This window comes from Arthrobacter sp. 92 (assembly GCF_050260325.1).
Taxonomy (GTDB): domain Bacteria; phylum Actinomycetota; class Actinomycetes; order Actinomycetales; family Micrococcaceae; genus Arthrobacter.
Map to the genome: position 1 here is coordinate 2,680,963 of NZ_CP189863.1, position 21,572 is coordinate 2,702,534.

Genomic DNA, 21,572 nt, shown 5'->3' on the forward strand with positions numbered 1-21,572 from the left:
GCCGGCCCTCCGGTCTCCTGAGCCTTGGGTCCCACAGCTCAGCCCAAGGGTCGTCCTGCTTGGGCTGAGCTGGGAATTGGACTTGATCGCGCCCATATCGTGTAACGCTAGGTGCATGGATCTGGAGGTGTCGCCCGCGCTTACGATTCCCGCGTCGGAACTCGGCTGGCGGTTCTCGCGTTCGTCCGGGCCAGGCGGTCAACACGTCAACACCTCGGACAGCCGCGTGGAACTCTCCTGGAACGTCGTCGACTCGGCGGCGTTATCGGATGACCAGCGATTGATGCTGCTCACGCGTCTGGGCCCACGTCTCGTCGCCGGGGTGATCACCGTGACAGCCTCCGAGCGGCGCTCTCAGCTGCGCAACCGCCAGATTGCCCTGGCGAAGCTCTCCGACCTGGTGGCACAAGGACTTGCTCCCGAAGCTGCCCGCCGCCGGGCGACCAAACCCACCCGCGGCTCGAACCGCCGGCGCCTCGCCGCGAAAGAACAGCGGTCAGCGACCAAACGGCAACGACGGCGGCCGTCCGCCGAGTAGCGCCGTCCCCCGGTGCGACTTATTAGGGAGCGCCTTGACGGGCCGTGTGACAAATGCCATAGTCTTCCTATGGACCTGTTGGACAGCTGGACAGCTGCACAAGACCGAGTGGTACGCGTCGGCGCGGCGGAAGCCGTTTTCGCATCCCTCCGCAGCGCTATCGAAGGCGGTAGGATCCCGGTCGGCACCCGCCTCGACTCGGAGGCATCGCTTGCCAAACAGTACGGTGTGAGCCGCACGATGGTCAGGGAGGCACTGCGTTCATGCACCGCGTTGGGACTCACGGCCACCCACACGGGTAAGGGCACCTTCGTCATTGCCGACAAGGTGGCCCAGGACCTCAAGCTCGGCAAATATTCAGCCAGCGCGCTCGTTGAGGCCCGCCCCCACGTGGAAGTGCCGGCCGCGGGCCTCGCTGCCCAACGCCGGAGCAGCGAAGACCTGGAGGCTCTCCGGGAAATCCTTCGGGAAATGTCCGAGGAGGACGATCTCCAGCAGTGGGTTCTTTTGAATACTGAGTTCCACGTGACGATCGCCCGGTGCAGCGGCAACGGCGTCTTCGAATCTTTCCTGTCAGATATCTGCGACGCCATGGCTAACCAGTCAAACACCCTCAACCTCGTGGCTGACCGGCGTAAGGAATCGGGTCAGGAGCACGCCCGCATTTTCGCCGCCATCGAGAATGGATCAGCCGAGGAAGCCTCCCGGGCCATGAGAATGCATTTGCACGGGGTTGAATGCGCCCTGGGCACCATCGTCCCTGGAAGTGGAAATTCCAGGGCCAGCCATACGCGCTAGTTCCTAACCCCGAATTTCGTCCAGCGCCCCCTGTTTCGATCGCCGCAATGCCCGCGCGGCCCCTTTGCTGTGGGACAACCGCGCCCACCGTGCTGCCTGTGGCGTCACGCAGGCCTGCACCCGCTCCAATTTTTTCCTGTCCACGCCCGTCAACGAAGCCCCGTGAGGACCCCCATGACCGCCCCCGACCAGCCCGCAGCGTTCCGCTCCGAACACGACCTCCTTGGGGACCGCGATGTCCCCGCCGACGCCTACTGGGGCGTCCACACCCTGCGCGCGGTGGAAAACTTCCCCATCACCGGCCAGCCGCTCTCCTCGAACATGCACCTGGTCCGCGGCCTGGCCGCCGTGAAACAGGCCGCGGCGCGCACCAACCACGAACTCGGACTCCTGGACCCCGAACGGGCCCGCGCCATCGAGGACGCCTGCACCGACGTCATGAACGGCAAACTCAGCGAACACTTCGTCGTGGACGTCATCCAGGGCGGCGCCGGAACCTCCTCGAACATGAACGCCAACGAGGTCATCGCCAACCGCGCCCTGGAAATCCTGGGCCACCCCAAGGGCGAGTACACCCGGCTGCACCCGAACGACCACGTCAACCTCAGCCAGTCCACCAACGACGTCTACCCCACCGCCGTGAAACTGGGCACCATCTTCGCCGCCCGGGAACTGCTCCAGGCACTCACCGAACTCGAAGAAGCCTTCGCGGCCAAGGCCGTGGAATTCCGCACCGTGGTCAAGATGGGCCGCACCCAGCTCCAGGACGCCGTGCCCATGACCTTGGGCCAGGAATTCGGCACCTACGCCGTCACCATCGGCGAGGACCGGCTCCGCCTGGCCGAAGCGGACCTGCTCATCCACGAAATCAACCTCGGCGCCACCGCGATCGGCACCGGCCTGAACGCCCCGGCCGGATACGCCAAGGCCGCCTGCCGCCACCTGGCCCAGATCACCGGCCTGCCGCTGGTCACCGCCGCGGACCTGATCGAGGCCACCCAGGACGTCGGCGCGTTCGTGCACCTCTCCGGAGTCCTCAAACGCGTCGCCGTGAAACTGTCCAAGATCTGCAACGACCTGCGCCTGCTCTCCTCCGGCCCCCGCGCCGGCTTCGGCGAAATCAACCTCCCCGCCGTGCAGTCCGGCTCCTCCATCATGCCCGGGAAGATCAACCCCGTCATCCCCGAAGTGGTCAGCCAGGTCGCCTACGAAGTCATCGGCAACGACGTCACCATCACCATGGCCGCCGAAGCCGGACAACTCCAGCTCAACGCCTTCGAACCCATCATCGTCCACAGCCTCCACAAGAGCATCTCCCACCTCGAAGCCGCCTGCCGCACCCTCACCGCACGCTGCATCCGGGGCATCACCGCCAACACCGAACACCTCCGCCTCACCGTGGAACAATCCATCGGCCTGGTCACCGCACTGAACCCGCACCTTGGCTACGCCACCGCAACCGCCATCGCCCAGGAAGCCCTCGCCACCGGCAAGGGCGTCGCCGAACTCGTCCTCGAACACCGCCTGCTCACCGCCGAGCAACTCGAAGACCTCCTCAGCCCCCAACGCCTGGCCAACCTGAGCAAGTAAGGCCCGCGCACCCCACCATTCCCGTCCCACCAGCGGTCAGGGCCATACGGTCGCGCCCAACCGCAGATACAGACCTGCCGGCGAAGTGGAACTCAATGCCGAGAACCCCGCCGCCCCAGGGGCTTGAAGTCCGTCAGGCCCCCGACACCCACCTACCGAAGGAACAACCGTGAAAAATAAATCCACGATGTGGATTCTGGCAGCGCTCCTGTTCGGAATCATCAGCGGGCTGATATTCCACTGGCTTCTCCCCCAGGACAGCCGCGCATCGCTCGTGGCGGTCTTGGACACCGCAACGCATATGTTCCTGAACCTGATCAAAATGATCATCGCCCCGCTGATCTTCGCCACCCTCGTCAGCGGCATCGCGGGAGCCGCGAAATCGGCCGGCGTGGGGAAACTGTTCGGCCGCTCGATGCTCTGGTTCCTTTCCGCCTCCGTCCTGGTAGGCGTTTTCGGATTCCTCACGGCGCATCTGCTCAATGTCGGCGACGGACTGCACCTCGTACCCACCGGCGGCGCCGGCATGGAGACGAAGCCACTGGATTACCAGGCGTTCGTCACCAACATCATCCCGACCAGCGTGTTCTCGGCCCTCACGACCAACAACCCCCTACAGATCCTCGTGTTCGGCGCGCTCTTCGGCGTGGCCCTGCTGAGTCTTCGGAAGAAGGGCCATTCCTCCATAGCCAACGCCATCGATGAACTGATGCACGTCATGCTCAAGGTCACCGGCTACGTGATGCTGGCAGCGCCCCTGGGCGTTTTCGCGGGCATCGCCTCAGCCTTCACTTCCCAGGGCCTGAATGCGTTCGCGACCTACGCATCGTTCATCGGAGGCTTCTACGTCTCCCTGTCGGCGCTGTGGGTCATCATGATCGCGGTCGCCGTCGCGTTCCTCGGACGGGCAGCATTCCGCCTGGTGCGGATAGTGCGCGAACCCATGGTCATCGCATTCGCCACCTCCAGCAGCGAAGCTGCGCTGCCTAAACTCATTGAAGGCCTCACTAAGTTCGGCATCGAAAAGCGCACCACCGGCTTCGTGCTGCCCCTGGGATATTCCTTCAACGTCGACGGTTCCATGATGTACATGACGTTTGCGTCGGTCTTCCTCATCAATGCCTATGGCATCGACATGGGCCTCGGCCAGCAAATCGCGATGACGGCCATGCTCCTGCTCAGCAGTAAGGGTATGGCCGGCGTACCGCGCGGTTCACTGGTGGTCGTCGCCGCCGTCGTCCCCGGTTTCGGGATACCCGCGGCCGGCATAGCGGTCCTGCTGGTGGTCGACCAGATCCTCGACATGGGACGCACCGCGACCAACATCCTGGGCAACGCCATCGCCACCGCTGTTATTGGACGAAACCACGACAAGTCCTCCGTCTGCCCCGAAGCATCAGGTGCCGGAACCTCTCAAGGCGCCCAAGACACTCACTTCAGCACAGAGCCCGAGCGCGTTTCGATGCACTAACCGGGCCCAGCCCGGCCAACCGACCTTCAAGCAGCGAATCCACACCGACACCGGATGAAAGGCCACGAACAATGACCGCCGACATTGAGCTTCACAGCCCGACGGACGTACAAACAATTGAACGGACGGAAACACCCCGACGCACGCCCGTGAGAACACAAATCATCAAATACCTGGCAAGCAATGGTGCAAGCAAAGTAGCAGACATCAGCAACGGCATCGCCTCCTCACGCGACTCGGTCAGATACCACCTGGCCGCGCTGGAGACCGCTTCAATCGTTCGTTCCGACATCGCCCCCGGGGCGAGAAGCCGATTCACGCCTTTTTACGCCCTCTCCCCTGGAAGAGCCGAGTCGGTTTCCTAGTTGAACGGCGGACAGCCAGGTGCAGGACGACGGCGGGAGTGCGGTTTGCCGCGGGCCGCCGTCGTCCGCTGTGGTGTTAGGGCCAGAACTAATGCGCCCCCGGCCGCCCGTCCAGCAGAGAACGTGAGGACACCGCGCCGCCACTACGCACGGCGGTGGATCGACTTGTAGCTCAGGTAGGCGTTGAGGCCCTCGACGCCATACTCGGTGCCCAGGCCCGAGTCATGCCGGCCGCCGAAGGGTGCGGCGTGATTGGAGGCGAAGAAGTTGATGCCCACCGAGCCGGTATCCATCCGGTCCGCCACGGCCAGCGCCGCGTCCGGATCGGCGCCGAACACGAGCCCGCCTAAGCCGAACTCCGTGTCGTTCGCCAGCGACACTGCCTCATCAACACTGCCCTCGGCGTCGTTGTACTTCAGGACGCAGACAACCGGGCCGAAGATCTCCTCGCGGGAGATCCGCATGTCCGGGGTGACGTCGGCGAACACGGTGGGTTCCACGAAGTACCCGCCCTCGAGCCCGCCGCCCAGTGCCGCCGCGCGACCGCCGGTGGTGGCACGGGCCCCTTCGGCCAGCCCCGACTCCACGTATTCCAGCACTGTCCGGTACTGGGATTCCGTGGCACAGGGCCCGAAGACCGTGTCCGGGTCCAGCGGGTCGCCCTGTTTGCCGGCGGCGATGGTCCTGGTGACCATGTCCACCACTTCCTGATAGCGGCTGGCAGGAGCCAGGATCCGGGTCGAGATGTAGCAGGTTTGCCCGGTGTTGCGCATCGAGGAGCGGATCAGCACCTTGGCCATCGCGTCCAGGTCCGCGTCCGGCAGCACGATCGCGCTGGACTTTCCGCCCAGTTCCAGGGTGACGGGGCGCAGCAGTTCGCCGCAGGCCGCCGCGATTTTCCGGCCCACCGGCGTCGAACCCGTGAACGCGACCTTATCCACACCCGGATGCCTCACCAGCGCGTCGCCCAGCCGGCCGGAACCGGTGACCAGGTTGACGACGCCGACCGGCACTCCGGCGGCGGCCACGGCGTCGATGACCACCCGGAGCGACAGCGGGGTGGGCGACGCCGGTTTGATCACCACGGTGCAGCCGGCCAGCAGTGCGGGGGCGAGCTTGATGACCACGAGGTTGATGGGGAAGTTCCAGGGCGCGATCAGCGCGCAGACCCCGATTGGGTCGCGCCGGATCACGGATTCGCCGCCGCCCTGGGGGAAGGCCCGCACGTCCTCGCGCTCAAGATAATCGGCAAGGGTCGCGAAGTACCGGAAGATGCCCGCCGCGTTGGCGGCGGCCCCGGCGGACTCGGACAGCGGCGAGCCGTTCTCGCGGGTGTTCGTCAGCGAGAGTTCCCGGGCGCGCTTTTCCACTTCCTCAGCGATGCGCAGCAGGTACGCGGCGCGTTCGGACGGCGCCAGACGCGGCCACGCGCCGCCGTCGAATGCCCTGCGGGCGGAGCCGACGGCGGCGTCCACGTCTTCCTGGCTGCCGTCCGGGACGGAGCCCCAGACTTCACCCGTCGCGGGGTCCGTAACCGGGATGCGGCCGGTGCCTCGCGCCGGGGTCCAGGTGCCGTCGATGAACATGTCGTCCACATGCGTGTAGGGCAGGTGGAGCGCGGCACGGGCGGCCACGGCGGGAGCGTCGTGCGTGGCGGCCGTCACCGGAGGACCGCCGTCTTGAGCAGCGCGGTGGAGCGGTCCAGGTCCGCCGTCGCCATGTCGTGGGCGGCCTGCGTGATGAGCTCGGGGATGATTTCGGCGGCCAGCCGGTCGGTGTAGGTGGCCGGGTCCATCTTGAACCAAGAGGACGCCAAGGCAATCCCTGCCGGGTCGAAGCGCCACAGCCGGTCGGCGTCGCGCATCAACGCGTCCTCCAGCGACTGGGCCACCGGGCGGGTGTCGTGGCCGTCAATGATTTCACAGACGCGCTCGGTGAATTCGGGTGAGTAGCCCAGGCCCGGCAGCACCCGGCGGGCCACGTCGCATCCCTGCTTCTCGTGTTCGTAGCGGATGGCGGCTTTGCGCCAGTCCCCAGCGAAGCCCTCGGAGATGATCCGGGATTCGTCCACGTGGGCCCAGCCGGTGTCGTGCAGCACGGTGGCCACCCTGACCAGTTCGGCGTCGGCGTCGGGGTAGGCGCGGCAGAGCCGCTCGGCGAAGGCCAGCGAGATCGGCAGGTGGATGTCGTTGCCGCGGGTGCGGGTCTCATGCACCACGGCCCGCCAGAGCTCGTCGAGTTCCTGGAGGGCGGCCGGGGTGGTGACGATCGGTGCGGTGTCCACTGGGCCCGGCGCCGGAACGGGCCGGACCGGGTACTCGGCGGCAAAGTCCGCAGCCGCGGAATCAACAGCCGCTTGATTGACGGCCGCCGGGTTTTCGGAGACAGCGTTTTCGGCGACTGCAGCTGTCCGGACGGCACCGCCGCCGGCGTCGGCAACCGGGGTCTGGGGGGTGGTCATAAATGCTCCTTCGGGTGGGACCGACTTACTGCCTGAGTGCAGTTAGCTGTCCGTGGTGATCGTCTTGAGGGGTGTGGCCGGGTCCGCGGCGGCATCGGCGGGGATGTTCTGGCCTCTGGCGAGGGCATTTTTCACGGCCATGAAGTCCAGCGGGGCGTTGACGCAGTCCGCGGCGATGACCTGGCCCTGGCGGTAGTAGAGGACGCTGAATTTGCCGCGTTCCTCATCGCGCCGCAGCACGGTCTGGTCGTAGCCGTTGCACAGCCCGGCGATCTGCAGTTTGAGGTCGGCCTGGTTGGACCAGAACCACGGGATGCCGGCGTATTCCTCACGCCGGCCGGCGAGCGAGTAGGCGGCCACCTTGGCGTGTTCAATCGCGTTGTTGACGCTTTCCAGCCGGATCCGCTCCCCCGGCGCCGAGCCGGGCACGGGGTTGGGCATGTTGGCGCAGTCGCCGATTGCCACCGTGGTGCCGTCCGAGGCCAGCGCGAAGCGGTCCACGACGATCCCGTTGTCCACGGCCAGGCCGAGCTGTTCGGCCAGCTGGGTGTTGGGGATGACCCCGATGCCCACCAGCACGATCTGCGCGGGCAGCACGGTGCCATCCTGGAGTTCGACGCCGGCGACGGCGGTCCGATTATCCGCCGTGCCGGCAGCAGTGAAGCGTTTGGCGCTCGTGTTGAGCCGGATGTCCAGGCCCCGGGCCCGGTGCGCCTGCAGGAAGTACTCGGCGGTTTCCTCGCCGACGGCGCGTCCGACCAGGCGCGGGCCGAATTCCAGCACGGTGACGTTCTTGCCCATCTTCTGCAGGCTGGAGGCGGCCTCGAGGCCGATGAAGCCGCCGCCGATCACGACGACGTCCTGCGCGTCCCCCACCCTGGCCTTGAGTGCCAGGGCGTCGTCGGCGTTTCGCAGGTAGAGCACGCCGTCGAGGTCACCGCCCTCGATCTCCAGTTTCCGGGCACGGGCGCCGACGGTGAGGGCCAGCCGCTTGAAGGGGAACTGCTTGCCGGAGGAGGAGTATGCCACCCCGGAGCCGTCGGCCTCCTTGTCGATCTTGACGATGTACTCGCCCTTGACCAGCTCCACGTTGTGCTCGGCCCAGTACTCGTTGGAGCGGAAGATCAGGGATTCGCTCTCCACCGTGCCCTGCAGGAACTCCTTGGACAGCGCCGGGCGCTGGTAGGGGCGGTGGTCTTCGTCGCCGAGCAGGGTGATGTGTTCGTCGAAACCGAGCGCGCGGAGCGAGACGGCGAGCTGGACGCCCGACTGGCTCGCGCCGATGATCAGCAGGCCGGTCCGGGTGGTGCCGTCTGGCTGCGCTGCGCCGCCGGTGGCGGTCTGCTCCGTGAGGACATGCTCAGTGGCGGCGGTACGGGTGCCCATCGCTACACCTGGGTTTCCGGGGTGGTGACGAACAGTTCAAGCTCGTCCGTGAGCCGGAGCTGGCAGGACAGCCGCGAGTTGTCCTCGCGGTCCACGGCGGTGCCGTAAAGCATCTCGTCCTCCATGTCCTCCATCGGCGGGAGCCGCGAGAGGCAGTCCTCGCGGACAAAGACGTGGCAGGTGGCGCAGGACAGCGAACCGCCGCATTCGGCCACGATGCCGGGGACGCCGTTGCGCACCGCGGTTTCCATGACGGAGTCGCCGGGATTGCCCTGGACGTCGTGGACGCCGCCCTCGGCGTCGGTGAAATGAACCGTTGGCATTGGTTCTCCTTGGGGTTGAAGTCGGAAAGTTGAGCGGGAAGTGGAGCGGTCAGATAAACTGGCGTCCGCCGTCGACCACCATGGTTTGGCCGGTGTAGTAGGAACTGTCCGGGCCGGCCAGGAAGAGCGCCGCTCCCACAATGTCCTCCGGCTGGCTGGCCCGCCTGATCGCGCCGCGGTCCACACCGTAGTTCTCGGCGTTCTCCATCAGCCCGTAGCTTGCCTCGGTCAGGGTGAACCCAGGGGCGATCGCGTTGACCGTGATCCCCCGCCGGCCCAGCTCCTTGGCCATGACCCGGGTCAGGGCCACCACCCCGCCCTTTGAGGCCACATAGTGCAGCCACTGCTCCGAGCCGCTGAAAATCGTGGCGCTGGAGAGGTTGATGACGCGGCCGCCCTCGGGCAGGTACGGGCTCGCGGCGCGGGTGACCAGCCAGGGGCCCTTGAGGTTCACGTTCATCACCAGGTCCCATTCGGCCGGATCGATGTCCTCGAACGGGCTGCGGGTCACCCCCGCGTACACCGCCGCGTTGTTAAGCACGACGTCGATGTTCCCGTTTCCGAAGTCCGCGCAGCTTTTCGCGAGGGCCTCGGTGGACTCGACGCTGGTGACGTCCGCATGGAAGGCGGCCGCGTCGGCCCCGGTGTCGAGGACCAGTTTCGCCGTTTCCTCCGCACCGTCCAGGTTCACGTCCGCCACCGCCACGCGGTAGCCGCGGCGGCCGAAGCCGAGCGCGAACGCCCGGCCCAGGCCGCCGGCGGCACCGGTGATCAGGACGGTGCGGGAAGGCTGCCCTGGACGCCCGCTTTCCGCAGCAGGCGCATTCGGATCAGACATGGCTGTGGCTGTGGCCGTGGGCGTGGGCTCCGGGTCCTGCCACCAGAAGCTCAGGATCCCCGGCATCGGGAACCAGCGCGTCGAGGATCTGGACCGTGCCCCTGGTGCCGTCCACGCGCAGTCTCTGCCCTGTCTTGATCGTGGTGGACGCCGAGCCGGTGCCGGTCACAGCCGGGAGGCCGTATTCCCGGCAGACGATGGCCGCGTGGCTCATCATGCCGCCGATATCCGTGACCGTCGCTTTGATCTTGCCGAAGATCGGGCCCCAGGACGGCGCCGTGACGGTGGCGACAAGGATCTCGCCCTGCTGCACTTCGGAGAGCTGGTCCGCATCGGTGACCACGCGGGCGAGGCCTTCGACGACGCCGGGCGAGGCCGCCATGCCGCGCAGGCCGCCGCCTTCCACCGCTTCGCCGGCCCCCAGCCACTGCTGGACCTGTTCCGTGGTGATGCCCCAGAGCATCCGGGTGAAGGGTTCGGTGATTATTTCCGGCGGGGTGTTCAGGGCCGGGGCCGGCCGGGCGGTCTTGAGGGCGTCCACGATCCCGCGGCGGCGTTCAATCTCCTCGGGCCAGTAGTCCGGGCCGATCGGCTTGGCGCCAACGCCCCAGCCGGTGACCAGGTCGAAGAGTGCGTCGCGGACCTCGTTGCGGCCCAGGTAGAGCAGGTCGTCCGGCTCGGTCCAGAAGCCCTCGGCCTGCATCATGCGGCTGAGTTCGCGGATTTTGCGCCAGAAGACGCCCATGGTCCAGTGCTCGATATAGAAGTTGTGGTTCTCCACGTACGGGTACGCGGTCGCTGCGAGTCCGCGCTTGGCGTCGAAGAGGCCCTGGTTTTCGCCTTCCAGCAGTTCCCGATACTCCTCGATGATGCGGTCACGTTCGACGATCAGGGCCTCGACCGGGCGCATAATTTCCTGGCCCTCGTCCACCCTGCGGATGTAGTCCGCGATGTAGCCGAGCGGGATTTCCTGGTGTTCGTTCCAGTACTTGTCGTGGCCGTAGAAGCCGTTGCCAACGGTGAAGTTGAACCAGGGGTCCTTGGCGGCCTCGTACTGGGCCGTCCAGCGGTCCCCGCCGGGGGCAGTGGCGATGGCAGCCAGGGTGGCGTCGACGTCGTCGGGGTTCCCGAATTGGGACTGCAACCCCAGTTCAACGGCGAGTTTGGCGAGCTGCTTGAGCTCGTCATCCGGGCGGAAGAGTTCCATGTCCACGCCCTGCACCATGGTGGCGATGGACTGGTCCGGGATGTTGGGGAAGACCTGCTTGCAGAAGTTGAAGAAGTCCAGGTACGCGATGTAGCCGAGGTTGAGGAACTCGAAGTGGTACTGCCAGTTCTGGTACGCCAGCTGGATCAGCCGGTCGTAGCTCTCCAGCAGCTTCTCGGAACCGTCCTTGCCCTTGCCGCAGAGGATATCCTCCATCGGGACCATGTCCGGGAGCCTGGGAAAGGAGATGGTTTCCATCTCGTCAATCGTGCCCTTGACCTTGACGTGCCACTGCTTGAGGAGCTGGTCCCAGTTCTGGAAGTAGTGTCCCACGCGCTGTTCGAACAGGGGCACGCGCGCGGCGATCTGGTCCTCCGGCACCGGGATCGGCGACATGTAGAGGTATCCAAGGTGCACCCGGAATTCAATGCCGTTGGCGTTGGGGATCATCAGGTGCCGGGCGTTGTACTGGCCCAGGCACTTGACGGCGAATTCGCCGCCGATGGTCTCGAAGGGCTTGAACACGGTGGGCCAGTGCTGGCTGTCGCAGAACCAGAACTTGGCGTCTTCCTGGTCCTTGAGCTTGTCCTGGAAGACCAGATAGTACGGGTAGATCTTTTCCCACCCCTCGGCGCCGGCGGGGACCGCAAGCTCGGAGGGTTTGGGGAAGGACTTCAGGGACATGGCGGTCCTTTCAATACGGGCTCGGCGTTGAGCCTGATGGGAGGGGAATTACGGCAAAATCGGGTGCTAGGCGGACGGCTTGAGGGTGCCGGCACTGAATCCGGTGAAGTAGCCGCCGGAGACCACCGGCTGCGGAGCGGTGTGCGTGGATGCCTTGGAGGAGTGCACTGTTTCCGGGCGGGACTGCAGCAGGAGCAGGTTCCCACCGTCGGGCAGGTCCGTGTCGAGGGCCCATTCGATGTCCTGCGGGCACTTGTAGTGCTTTTCCGCGCGTTTGGCCATCTGGGCGACGGCGGCGAGTTCGGCGTCAGTGAGGCTGCGGCGGCCGCGGCGTTCGGCGTCGACCTCCCGTTCCACCAGGCGGCCGGCCACAGCGTCCGGGACAAGTTCGGCGTGCTTGTCGCCGAGGTGTTCGGAGACGACGGTCAAGGTGACCTTGTCCAGCATGATGTTGTCCGGGGTGACCTGGCCGGAGACCACCATCTCACCCACCCCATAGGAGGAGTCGATGGTGATCTTGGAGCGGTCGCCGTTAGTGGGGTCCATGGTGATGGCCACGCCGGAGACGCGTGCGTTAACCATCTTCTGCACCACGACCGCCATGGAGAGGCCCTCGTTGGGGATGTTGTTTTTGAGCCGGTAGATGATGGCGCGGGATGTGAAGAGCGAGGCCCAGCACTGCCGGATGTGCTCGGTGACGGCCTTGACGCCGTCGAGCCAGAGATAGGTGTCCTGCTGGCCGGCGAAGGAGGCGTCCGGGAGGTCCTCGGCGGTGGCGCTGGAGCGGACGGCCACCGGAACCGGTGCCTCGAAGCGGGACATCAGGGACTCGTAGGCGGAGATGGTGAGCTCGCGGAGGGCCTGGGGCACCGGACGGGAGCAGATGTCCTCGCGGATGGCGGCGGAGACCTTGTCCACCTGGCCTGTGTCCTCGGGATCCAGACCGGCGAGGAGCTGGTGGATGTGCCGGGTGATCCCGGCTTCCTCCATAAAGGCGTCGAACTGTGCGGTGGTCACCACAAAACCGGGCGGGACGGGCATGCCGGCGGAGGTCATGGTGACCAGGGAAGCGCCCTTGCCGCCCAGGTTTTCGAGCATCGGTTCGAGGCCGCCGTCGAAGAATTGGATGTATTCGTTGCTTTGCATATTTCTCAGGCCTTCCAGCTGACGGGGACGGTCTCGGGGACGCGGAAGGAGAGGTTTTCCCGGAAGGCGATGGCTTCCGGGTTCTCCAGCTGCAGCTCCGGTGCGAGCCGGGCCACTTCCTCGAGCGCGATTTTGGCCTGGAGCTTGGCGAGCATATTGCCCAGGCAGTAGTGGATGCCGAACCCGAAGGAGAGGTGCTCGCGGGCGTTGGGCCGGGTGATGTCGAAGTCCTCGCCGGCGGTGAATTTGTTCTCGTCGCGGTTGGCGGAGCCCATCAGGAGCAGCAGCTGCGCGCCGGCTTCGATGGGGACGCCGCCAACTTCCGTGTCCTTGAGGGCCTTGCGGCGCCAGCCGACGATCGATCCGGCGTAGCGCAGGACCTCGTCGATAGCGGCGGGGATCTTCTTGGGGTCCTCGACGAGCTGCTTCCACTGCTCGGGCCGGGCCAGCAGTTCGCGCAGGGCGTTGGAGATCAGTGTGGTGGTGGTTTCGTGGCCGGCGAAGAGCAGGCTGTAGAGGACGGAGGCAATCTCGTGGTCGGAGATCTCCGCACCTTCCTGCTGCGACTTCACGAGGTCCGCGGTGAGGTTGTCGCCGCCTTCCGCGTGGGCCACCTTGACCAGGCGCAGGCACTCCTGCCAGTACTCCACGAGGTTGTGGGCGTGCGGGATCTGTTCCTCGTCGCTGAGGTCCCCCCAGGTCATGGCCGCGCGGGAATCACTCCAGCGTTTGAAGGTGTCCACCTGGGAGACGTCGGCCCCGATCAGGGTGAGGATGGTGATGGTGGGGACGTCGTAGGCGAGGTCCTTGACCATGTCACCGCGGTGTTCCGGGCGGGCCAGCATCTTTTCGAGCAGTTCGACGACATTCTGCCGGATGAAGGGTTCCAGAGCCTTGTAGCGGCGCGGCGTGAAGGCCTTTTGGACGACGGCGCGGATGCGGGTGTGCTCGGGTGGGCGGCGGGCCGAGAGGCCCGAGTAGGCAGTGAAGCCGCCCTCTTCCATGATCTTTTTCGCGGCGGCGCCACGTTCGCGGACGGGGGCCTGGGCGTTTTCGCTGGAGAAGGTCTCCCAGTCCTCGAAGACGGTCTTGATGTCGTCATAGCGGGAGACCACATAGAGGCCAATCCGCTCGTCGAACATCACCGGCTGCTCGGCCCGGAGTTCGGCGTAGGCCGGGAAGGGATTCTTCATCTGGAACGGCTCGTAGCCGTGGTGCCCTGCGGGTGCTTCGGCGCCGTGTCCAAAGGGACAGCGGCCGGCCGTATCCGTCGAGGGTGACATCTAAGCTCCTTGGTTTTCGGGCCCGCCGGCAGCGCCAGTGCATGCCGGGGTTCTTGCTCACCAGTGTGGCGCCTATCACTGCGGCCCGACAGGGTTTACTTCCACTCAGTGGAAACCAGTTGTTTTCCCCGCCTGCGGCAGTGCGGGCCGGCCGCGGTTCGGGGGCACTTTGACACGGACACGCCGCCAACTGAGCCGCCGACGTCGGATGTCGGCACCAAAGTGCCCCCGGACGGGCGCTACACGGCCGGCTCGGCCGCAAAACAAGGGCTGCCCGGCACCCCGGGCAGCATGCCGGGGTCAGTCCGTGCCGGCGACGTGGCTGCCCAGCAGCGTTTCCAGCGGGATCCGCGCTGTGGCGCGCTCAATCTGGCCGGCGATGCCCCGCAGGACCGGCAGGTGCCGGGTCATGGTGGCAGCCTGGTTGGTAGGCAGCACCAGCCCGATCGAGGCACCAATCCGTCCGGTGTGGAAGACCGGGACCGCTATCGAACAGGAGCCCAGCCGGACTTCCTCGAGCGTGGTGGCGTATCCCTGCTCGCGAATTAGCGCAAGCTCCGCGGCCAGCTTTTTAGGGTCCACGTGCGTGTGGGCGGTATGGCGCTCAAGCTGCCGATTCAGGTATGCGTCCCGGACCCAGTCCTCCTCAAAGGCCAGGATGACCTTTCCGACGGCGGTCGCGTGCATGGGCAGCCTGCCACCGACCCTCGAGGCCCGCGGCACCCGCTTGGAGCCGTACACACGGTCGATGTAGAGCACCTCATGGCCCGCCCGGACCGCCAGATGGGCGGTCTCGCCAGTGAGCGAGAACAGGTCCTGAACGTAGGGCCGGGCCGCGTCGCGGAGCTGCCGCCCGGTGTTCTGGGCCAGTTCCCAGAGTCTGATGCCCAGGTGGTAGCGGCCGCTGGGCTCGCGGGAAAGTAATCCCCAGTCCGTGAGCTCGCTGACCAGCCGGTAGGCGGTGCTCAGTGGCAGCCCTGATTTTTCGGCGATATCGGTCAGGCTCAGGGCGCCCCGGGACTTTTCAAACGCCTCCAGGATGGCGAGCACCTTCGAGGTCACGGTCCTGCCGGGTTCGCTGCTCCCGCCGGCCATCGAGACTCCTCTTACAGTATGTGCCTATTGCCAATGGTGCTGCCCGCGGGTGGTCGCCGGGGTCTCCGATCAGAGTTTAGCCCGCGACCAGGAGGGCCGGAGTGCCGGGCAGGACCAGCCGGGCACCAGCGAAAGCCTCCGCCGGGAATCCCCGCTGTCTTTGCCGGCCCTGTTCCCATAGGATTTCAGAGGGCCAAATGCATTCCCGGCGGGAGCCGGACCACAAGGAGGTGGCGGATGCCGACAGGACCACCCAGTGCATCGAGCAAGTTCCGTGCGCCCGAACCTGTTGGCCAGTGGGTTCACCGCACACGGCTGACCGATATGCTCCGCTCCGACCGGAAACGGCGGCTTGCATTGATCCACGCCCCGGCAGGTTTTGGCAAGTCGACCCTTGCTGCCCAATGGATGGAGAACCTTGCCTCCCAGGGCCTCGTTACCGTCTGGTTGTCCTTGGACCGGGACGATAACAACACCATCTGGTTCCTTTCCCATCTGCTTCAGGCCATCCGCAAAGCGTGGCCCGGACTTGAGGAGGAACTACAGCAATTGCTGGAGGAGCGGCCCGACGACGCTGAGCAGTACGTGGTTCCCGCGCTCATCAATGCCATCGATGAGCGCGGCCGGGACATCGTGATAACCCTGGATGACTGGCACTTGGTCACGGAGCCCAGAACAAGAGCGGTAGTGGAACGGCTGCTGGAGGCGGGCGGTTCACATCTGTCCTTCATCATTACCAGCCGCGTCCGCTCGGGCCTGCCGCTGGGCCGGCTGATGGTGCGGGACCAGCTACTCGAAGTGGACGCGCTTGCGCTGAGGTTCGATGAAACCGAATCCCAGGACTTCCTGGTGGGCATCAACCGGCTCGATCTGGATGCGGGAGACGTGGCCAGCCTCCACCGGACAACGGAGGGCTGGATCGCTGCGCTGCAACTGGTGTCCCTGTCCCTCAGGGGCCACCGCGAGGCCTCAGAACTGATCGAACGGCTGTCGGGGCGGCACGCGTCCATTGGTGAGTACTTGGCCGAAAACGTGCTGGACACCCTCGACCCAGAGACGCTGGACTTTCTCCTGATGACGTCGGTTCCTGAACGGCTGTGCGCGGGATTGGCGTCCGCCCTCTCGGGGGTGGAACTGGGCCAGGCAATGCTGGAGAAGATTCAGGCACAGGATCTATTCCTGCAACCGCTTGACGAGGACGGCACGTGGTACCGCTATCACCACCTCTTTGAGGATTACCTGCGCCGCCGCTTGGAGCGCGACCATCCGGGCCGCACCAAGGAACTGAACCTGATCGCGGCACGGTGGTATTCCGAAAACGGATTCCCCAGCGACGCAGTGGACCATGCCCTTGCCGCCGGGGACGTTGAACTCGCCGTGGAGATCGTCGAATCCCGCGCAATGTGGCTGGTGGAGCACTCCAGCATGTCCACCTTGTTGGCTCTCGTCGGCAAGATCCCGGCTGACCATGTGGCTGGCCAAGCCCGGCTGCAAATGGCGGTAGCTTGGGCCCACACGCTCCTTCACCAGTCCGCAGCGGCACAAACGGCTTTGGACCTGGCCGAAAACGTGATGCCCACCGACGCGACCTTGAACGAACACGACCGTTTTGAACTGGGCGTCGAAGGGCTCGTTGTTCAGAGCTGCATCGACATGTACGGGGACAGAGTCAACCGCGTGGAAGAACTGGACGAGAAGTGCTTCGCCCAGGCGGACCTGCTCCGGCCCTGGATCGTCTCGGTGGCAGCAAACGTCTCAACGTTCAAGAAGATACACGACGGCGAATACCCACTCGCTTTGGAACAACAGCGCTGGGCCGCGAAGTTCCACGGCCTCACCTCGGGCCCCTTCAGTGGCGTGTACGGACAGTGTTTCGCGGGCCTTGCCGCCTACGCCCTGCTCGATCTGGACAGCGTGGACCAGCACTTCACAGCGGCCGTGGAACTCGGCCGCCGGAAGGCAGGGCGATACTCCCATGCCGCCCGGCTGGCGGGAGCAATGATGGGGCAGCTCCTCTATGAACGCGGCGAACTCGACAAGGCCGAGAAGTTATTGGAAGAAACCCGCGAGCTGGGTTCGGAAGGCGGGGTGGTGGACTTCATGCTGTCCACGTACGCCACGCTGGCAAGAATAAAAGCACTCCGGGGGGATGCCCCACGGGCGCGGGAAATACTGGACGAAGGCGACGTGGTAGCCGACAGCCTCCGCCTGGACCGGCTCAAACTCGTGATGAATCTGGAACGCGTGCAGTTGGGAATCAGCCCCAGGACCATCCCCGACCATGCGCTACTGGACGCTGCAGCTGCCCCGGAAGCGGCGCACCCCAGCGGCCCACGGCTGGAAGGGCTGGCCGAGACCAGATATCAGATCCAGCTGGCCACACAGCTGCGGGCCGCCATGGCTGCCGCCGGGCACGAGGGCACGGACTCCCCCATCAGACTGGACACGGTGCTTGGCGCACGCCACTTGCTGTGGCGGGCGGCGGCCTATTTGGGACCAAGGGCAGAACTTAATGCCCGTATCCTGCTGGCTGTCGCGCTCCAACAGTCGGGGAACCGTGAGGAAGCCGAATCGACGCTGCTGCCGGCTTTGGAGACGTGCTCCCGGCTGGGTCTGGTCCGACCCCTGCTCGACGGCGGCGCCGGCTGCCTGGAGCTGGTGCGCGCCATCTCGGCCAGGCTGCGGCGCGAACCAGCCCCGGAGGGGGTCAGCCCCGAGCTGCCGCGGTTCCTCAGTATCCTTATCCGGCTGGACTCCCAGGCCAGGACCAACCGCGACTCCGGCTGGCCTGCGGAGCCGGCCACTCCCGCCGCCGGCCCGGCCACTTCGTCCGTGCCGGAACCGGGCTTGTCGCAACGCGAACAGATGATCCTGCGTCTTGTCGAGCAGGAACGGTCCAACCGCGAAATCGCCCAGGAGCTGCATCTGGGCATCGACACCGTCAAGTGGTATCTCAAGAGCCTGTTCAACACGCTCGGCGTCAGCGACCGAAGGGCCTGCGTCACAGAGGCCCGACGTCGGCACCTGCTCCCCTCCAAGTAGTCTGCAGGCGGCTACCCCAGGGTTTCCAGCCTGGCCAGAACGCCCTCTGGCGAAGCGGCGCTGGGAATCTCGGCCAGGTAGAAGTCCCCGGCAGGCAGTGCCACGTCCGGCTCCAGCCAGAACTCTGCAGGAATATAGGCACCCGCCGCAACATCCCCCTGCAGGCGCATCTGCTCGTCGTCGAGCTGCCCCAGGGTCCAACGGTAGTTGCCGGCCAAATTGGCAACCGGGGTGTAGGCCTCCAATGGGACGTGCACGCCGCGGGAGGCGCCGGCGGGCGTCCGGTTGTCCAGTAAGAGCCCGGCGATGGGCAGTGCAGCAAAAGCCCGCAGCCAGTCACTGACGTACATGGAGGCATTCTCGGCGTTGTCGGCGTCGAGACCGCTGGCGTCGCCGGCGCCCGAGAAGTGGTGTGTTCCGATGAGCCACGCCATCGGCGACGGGAAGCGCAGCACCACAGGCTGGCGGGCTGTCTTGGCGAACACAGTGACGAAGTCCAGCACCGCCCGGTTGAGGTCGGCGTCGGCCAGCAACGTCCTTAGTGCGAAGCCCGTCCGGGATCGGGCCGCCATCTCGGTCTCGAGCCCGGTGCTGCCCGGAGTCAGATGACCGTATAGCCGGTTCAGGTCCAGAAGCGCCACGTCCGGCCGGAGCAGGCCCTGCGCCTGGGCGAAGAATGCCGCGTATGCGGTGGCGTTATCCCAAGGAACGGGGCGGCCGCGAAGAATCACCGACGCCGCGTACTCGTGGTGGTCGAACACCACGGCTTTCGGCCGCCCCGACTGAGGGGAGGCAACAACGTTGGCGAGTGTGGTGGCAGTGGAAGTGGTCATGACGTCTTTCTCCAAACTTGTGGCTGATAGAGGCCTTCAGCGCCGCACCGGCCCGGACTGGGCGGATGCGGCGCTGAAGGCCTCTCGAGTTGCCGCGTCCCGGGCTAGGACTTACGGTGGACGATTTCCCCGTGCTTCAGTTCCAGCTCGCGGATCCGGTCCTCGAGTGCGCTGATCTTGACTTCCCTGCGGTCCGGAAGCATGATCAGCGGCAGCTTATCGATGGTCGCTTTGACCCGTTCCGGCCCATTGTTAGTGAAGTGGGTGGCGGTGAGTTCCTCCGTGTCGTCGCCCCAGGACCCGTAGTAGAGCAGGTCCTTCGGGGGCTCGGTTTTCACGTAGCCCTCAAGGAACTCCTTGTACGGCTTACCGCGGGCGATCCTGGCCTGCCGTGAGTCGTGGCGCAGCTGGGTGGTTGCCTCCTGGTCCACCACGAAGGTTTCCGGGTCCCAGACGACGCCATAGATGCTGGTGGCGACCTTCGGCGAAATACGGCCAAGTTCCAGGTCCTTGGCCACTGCTTCCGGATCACGTTCCAGAACATCGCCATACCCGCCGCCGGAGCCCTGAGCGATCATGTACATCTCGCCGTCCTTGGCGACGTCGAACTGCAGCCCCATATGGGCGGTGGTGTATTTGCCGCCCTCGTAGGGCTGCTCGTTCATGATCCGTTCCATGGACAAATCGAATTTGCTGGAGTCCTTGCGGATGATGTCGTAGATGTTGATGCCCTTGACCATGGCCAACGGTGTGGTGCTGCAGCCGTAGCCGCCGAACATTCCCGTGACGGAGGAGAACTTGGATCCCGAGGTCACGGTCATGAAGCCCCACATGGGCGTTCCCTCGGCGGCCACGATCATCTCGTACCCCATGCCGCCGCTGTTCTTGCCGAAGCCCTGGTTGTCGCGGACGATCCGCTTGCTGACCAGCTGCATGAAAGGAACCTCCTCTTCCATGACTTCCTGTTCAGCCGTGTCGGCCATGGCACAGAACAACGGCGAGACGGCGTCTTCACCGTCGCGGAATGCCTTGGCGCCGCCGCCCATGCCGTTGAGGTCGGCACACAGGTTACCCACCTGGTCGCCGTGCTGGGTCAGGCCTCCCCACAGGAAGGTGTTGATCTGGTTGAACCACGGGGCCAGGACGTTGGAGAACTTCTCCGGGTTGGAGAACTGCATCTTGGCAAAGGCTGTCTGCAGGGCAGAGAATCCGCGGAACGACGCCTGCAGCGACTGCCCCATCGGGGCATCGTAGCCAGCGTCGGCCCAGGTGTGTTCATCCGAGATGATGTCGATGGGCGACATCGCCGAGGTGCAGCGGGGAAGGTCGGGCCACCAGAACGCCAGGATCGCCTGCATCATCATCGACTTGACCGAGCACAGAGGGGAGTTGATGGCCCGGTTGAGAATTTCCGGACCCGTACCCCTGAGGTCCACCGTCATTTTGTCGCCCTTGACCGTCACCTTGCAGGCGAACTTGATCAGGATGTTCTCCTTGAGCGTGGAGTCCATGAACTGGTTGAAGGACACGGTCCCGTCCGGGAGTTCACTGATGCGGCGCTTGACCTCCTGCTCCACGTCTTCCACCGTGACCCGCAGGGCGGCGACGAAGGTCTCCACCCCCACTTCGTCGATGATGCTGTCCACGCGTTCCTGGATGCGCTGAACGGCACCGATCTTGACCTTCAGGTCCGCCAGTTGCAGCTTGGGGTCGCGAACCGAGTGCTGCAGGAACGTCAGCAGGTCCCGGCGCAGCTCGCCCCTCTCGACGATCTTGAACGGGGACATCCGGAGCCCGTCGTCGAACGGGGTCTCGGAGCCCGAGGGCATGCCGCCGGGCTCGCAGGCCCCGTTCTCGCCTTCGTGGATGGTCGCGGCGACCCAGGCGATGATCTTTCCCTCGCGGAAGATCGGCATGATCATGGACTGGTCCGTGTTGTGGACGTTTCCATACCGGGCATCGTTGTGGATGAATCCGTCGCCGGGGTTGATCCCCACGGTCGGCTCGTCCTTCCAGTACTTCATGATGTAGCGGATCGGGTGATGCAGGATCGCCGAGAACGCGATCACGCCGTGACAGGAGAGATAGGTGACGTCCCCCTCGGCGGTGTAGATCGCCGTCGTCAGGTCCCCCCATTTGGCGCCGGGAGCGGCACCCATGGCCTCGCACATTTCGTAGCCCTCATCCAGGGCGCCGGCAAGGCGCTTGCGGATGCGGTCCACCTTGATCGGGTCCACACCCTTGGAGATGCACTCGTCCTCATAGGCGGAACGGGAGGTGATCTGGTGGCTTCGCATGATGGCCGGGTCCGGGCCGAGAAAAAGGGTGGTTTCGTCCATAAACTGGTCCACCCACTGCTGCTCCTGTGCGGTCAGCGGCTGGGAAGCGTCGGCGGCGGTTTCTCCGGCCCTGTCTCCGGCTTCGCCGGACGTGCTGCGTTCATTTGCTGTAAGCGTCATTGCTGTCGAGCTCCTTCAATGGGATTAGCTGGAAGGTCTGGATGGGATCCGCG

Annotated in this window: 17 protein-coding genes; 6 read left to right on the top strand and 11 right to left on the bottom strand. The window is 65.5% G+C overall.

The genetic code is table 11. The features are described from left to right. Nucleotides 1–115 precede the first annotated feature (115 nt). The 5 genes from arfB to ACP4XC_RS12360 all read left to right on the top strand — a co-directional run bounded on the left by arfB (nucleotide 116) and on the right by ACP4XC_RS12360 (nucleotide 4,762). The gene (gene arfB, locus ACP4XC_RS12340; RefSeq protein ID WP_427169991.1) at nucleotides 116–538 is read left to right on the top strand and encodes an alternative ribosome rescue aminoacyl-tRNA hydrolase ArfB; all 423 of its coding nucleotides are present in this window, start codon (nucleotides 116–118) and stop codon (nucleotides 536–538) included. A gap of 69 nt (nucleotides 539–607) precedes the next feature. Then, entirely contained in the window at nucleotides 608–1,336 is a 729-nt protein-coding gene (locus tag ACP4XC_RS12345) for a FadR/GntR family transcriptional regulator (protein WP_427169993.1), read from the top strand. Nucleotides 1,337–1,510: 174 nt separating this feature from the next. Further along, nucleotides 1,511–2,926 (top strand): aspartate ammonia-lyase, encoded by a 1,416-nt coding sequence (locus tag ACP4XC_RS12350; protein ID WP_427169995.1) that lies wholly within the window; start codon nucleotides 1,511–1,513, stop codon nucleotides 2,924–2,926. Between the two features lie 169 nt (nucleotides 2,927–3,095). Then, entirely contained in the window at nucleotides 3,096–4,397 is a 1,302-nt protein-coding gene (locus tag ACP4XC_RS12355; protein ID WP_427169998.1) for a dicarboxylate/amino acid:cation symporter, read from the top strand. Between the two features lie 71 nt (nucleotides 4,398–4,468). Beyond that, nucleotides 4,469–4,762, top strand: a complete 294-nt coding sequence (locus tag ACP4XC_RS12360) for a winged helix-turn-helix domain-containing protein (RefSeq protein ID WP_427170000.1) — start codon at nucleotides 4,469–4,471, stop codon at nucleotides 4,760–4,762. A gap of 143 nt (nucleotides 4,763–4,905) precedes the next feature. Here ACP4XC_RS12360 and ACP4XC_RS12365 read toward each other — a convergent pair whose 3' ends face one another. The 9 genes from ACP4XC_RS12365 to ACP4XC_RS12405 all read right to left on the bottom strand — a co-directional run bounded on the left by ACP4XC_RS12365 (nucleotide 4,906) and on the right by ACP4XC_RS12405 (nucleotide 15,185). Continuing rightward, nucleotides 4,906–6,426: an aldehyde dehydrogenase family protein gene (locus ACP4XC_RS12365; protein WP_427170002.1), complete on the bottom strand. Its 1,521-nt coding sequence runs from the start codon at nucleotides 6,424–6,426 to the stop codon at nucleotides 4,906–4,908. Beyond that, on the bottom strand, nucleotides 6,423–7,223 hold the full coding sequence (locus ACP4XC_RS12370; protein WP_427170004.1) for an HD domain-containing protein: 801 nt from the start codon (nucleotides 7,221–7,223) through the stop codon (nucleotides 6,423–6,425). Before ACP4XC_RS12370 ends, ACP4XC_RS12365 begins: the two co-directional genes overlap by 4 nt. Before the next feature lie 42 nt (nucleotides 7,224–7,265). After that, nucleotides 7,266–8,609 carry an NAD(P)/FAD-dependent oxidoreductase gene (locus ACP4XC_RS12375; protein ID WP_427170006.1) on the bottom strand — a complete coding sequence of 448 codons (1,344 nt, stop codon included), beginning with the start codon at nucleotides 8,607–8,609 and terminating at the stop codon, nucleotides 7,266–7,268. Nucleotides 8,610–8,611: 2 nt separating this feature from the next. After that, nucleotides 8,612–8,932: a 2Fe-2S iron-sulfur cluster-binding protein gene (locus tag ACP4XC_RS12380; protein WP_427170009.1), complete on the bottom strand. Its 321-nt coding sequence runs from the start codon at nucleotides 8,930–8,932 to the stop codon at nucleotides 8,612–8,614. A gap of 49 nt (nucleotides 8,933–8,981) precedes the next feature. Beyond that, nucleotides 8,982–9,770 carry an SDR family NAD(P)-dependent oxidoreductase gene (locus ACP4XC_RS12385; RefSeq protein ID WP_427170012.1) on the bottom strand — a complete coding sequence of 263 codons (789 nt, stop codon included), beginning with the start codon at nucleotides 9,768–9,770 and terminating at the stop codon, nucleotides 8,982–8,984. Beyond that, a complete protein-coding gene (locus ACP4XC_RS12390; protein WP_427170015.1) occupies nucleotides 9,763–11,661 on the bottom strand; it encodes a PEP-utilizing enzyme in 1,899 nt (632 codons plus the stop codon). Before ACP4XC_RS12390 ends, ACP4XC_RS12385 begins: the two co-directional genes overlap by 8 nt. Nucleotides 11,662–11,727: 66 nt before the next feature. Continuing rightward, a complete protein-coding gene (locus ACP4XC_RS12395) occupies nucleotides 11,728–12,807 on the bottom strand; it encodes a PEP/pyruvate-binding domain-containing protein (protein WP_427170017.1) in 1,080 nt (359 codons plus the stop codon). A gap of 5 nt (nucleotides 12,808–12,812) precedes the next feature. Beyond that, nucleotides 12,813–14,090 carry a cytochrome P450 gene (locus tag ACP4XC_RS12400; RefSeq protein ID WP_427170019.1) on the bottom strand — a complete coding sequence of 426 codons (1,278 nt, stop codon included), beginning with the start codon at nucleotides 14,088–14,090 and terminating at the stop codon, nucleotides 12,813–12,815. 300 nt (nucleotides 14,091–14,390) lie between these two features. Then, the gene (locus ACP4XC_RS12405; protein WP_427170021.1) at nucleotides 14,391–15,185 is read right to left on the bottom strand and encodes an IclR family transcriptional regulator; all 795 of its coding nucleotides are present in this window, start codon (nucleotides 15,183–15,185) and stop codon (nucleotides 14,391–14,393) included. 237 nt (nucleotides 15,186–15,422) lie between these two features. Between ACP4XC_RS12405 and ACP4XC_RS12410 the strand changes: the two genes are divergently transcribed. Further along, nucleotides 15,423–18,227, top strand: coding sequence for a LuxR C-terminal-related transcriptional regulator (locus ACP4XC_RS12410; RefSeq protein WP_427170023.1), 2,805 nt, complete (start codon nucleotides 15,423–15,425; stop codon nucleotides 18,225–18,227). 11 nt (nucleotides 18,228–18,238) lie between these two features. Here the strand turns inward: ACP4XC_RS12410 and ACP4XC_RS12415 are convergent, their stop codons facing one another. Then, nucleotides 18,239–19,060, bottom strand: coding sequence for a hypothetical protein (locus ACP4XC_RS12415; RefSeq protein ID WP_427170026.1), 822 nt, complete (start codon nucleotides 19,058–19,060; stop codon nucleotides 18,239–18,241). Between the two features lie 104 nt (nucleotides 19,061–19,164). After that, entirely contained in the window at nucleotides 19,165–21,519 is a 2,355-nt protein-coding gene (locus ACP4XC_RS12420) for a hydantoinase B/oxoprolinase family protein (RefSeq protein WP_427170028.1), read from the bottom strand. Nucleotides 21,520–21,572: the final 53 nt, after the last annotated feature.

Coding starts and splice junctions, on each gene's coding strand:
- ACP4XC_RS12410 (WP_427170023.1), top strand. CDS start 15,423: ATGCCGACAGGACCACCCAGTGCATCGAGCAAGTTCCGTGCGCCCGAA.
- ACP4XC_RS12395 (WP_427170017.1), bottom strand. CDS start 12,807: ATGCAAAGCAACGAATACATCCAATTCTTCGACGGCGGCCTCGAACCG.
- ACP4XC_RS12375 (WP_427170006.1), bottom strand. CDS start 8,609: ATGGGCACCCGTACCGCCGCCACTGAGCATGTCCTCACGGAGCAGACC.
- ACP4XC_RS12380 (WP_427170009.1), bottom strand. CDS start 8,932: ATGCCAACGGTTCATTTCACCGACGCCGAGGGCGGCGTCCACGACGTC.
- ACP4XC_RS12415 (WP_427170026.1), bottom strand. CDS start 19,060: ATGACCACTTCCACTGCCACCACACTCGCCAACGTTGTTGCCTCCCCT.
- ACP4XC_RS12400 (WP_427170019.1), bottom strand. CDS start 14,090: ATGTCACCCTCGACGGATACGGCCGGCCGCTGTCCCTTTGGACACGGC.
- ACP4XC_RS12390 (WP_427170015.1), bottom strand. CDS start 11,661: ATGTCCCTGAAGTCCTTCCCCAAACCCTCCGAGCTTGCGGTCCCCGCC.
- arfB (WP_427169991.1), top strand. CDS start 116: ATGGATCTGGAGGTGTCGCCCGCGCTTACGATTCCCGCGTCGGAACTC.
- ACP4XC_RS12345 (WP_427169993.1), top strand. CDS start 608: ATGGACCTGTTGGACAGCTGGACAGCTGCACAAGACCGAGTGGTACGC.
- ACP4XC_RS12360 (WP_427170000.1), top strand. CDS start 4,469: ATGACCGCCGACATTGAGCTTCACAGCCCGACGGACGTACAAACAATT.
- ACP4XC_RS12350 (WP_427169995.1), top strand. CDS start 1,511: ATGACCGCCCCCGACCAGCCCGCAGCGTTCCGCTCCGAACACGACCTC.
- ACP4XC_RS12385 (WP_427170012.1), bottom strand. CDS start 9,770: ATGTCTGATCCGAATGCGCCTGCTGCGGAAAGCGGGCGTCCAGGGCAG.
- ACP4XC_RS12405 (WP_427170021.1), bottom strand. CDS start 15,185: ATGGCCGGCGGGAGCAGCGAACCCGGCAGGACCGTGACCTCGAAGGTG.
- ACP4XC_RS12420 (WP_427170028.1), bottom strand. CDS start 21,519: ATGACGCTTACAGCAAATGAACGCAGCACGTCCGGCGAAGCCGGAGAC.
- ACP4XC_RS12370 (WP_427170004.1), bottom strand. CDS start 7,223: ATGACCACCCCCCAGACCCCGGTTGCCGACGCCGGCGGCGGTGCCGTC.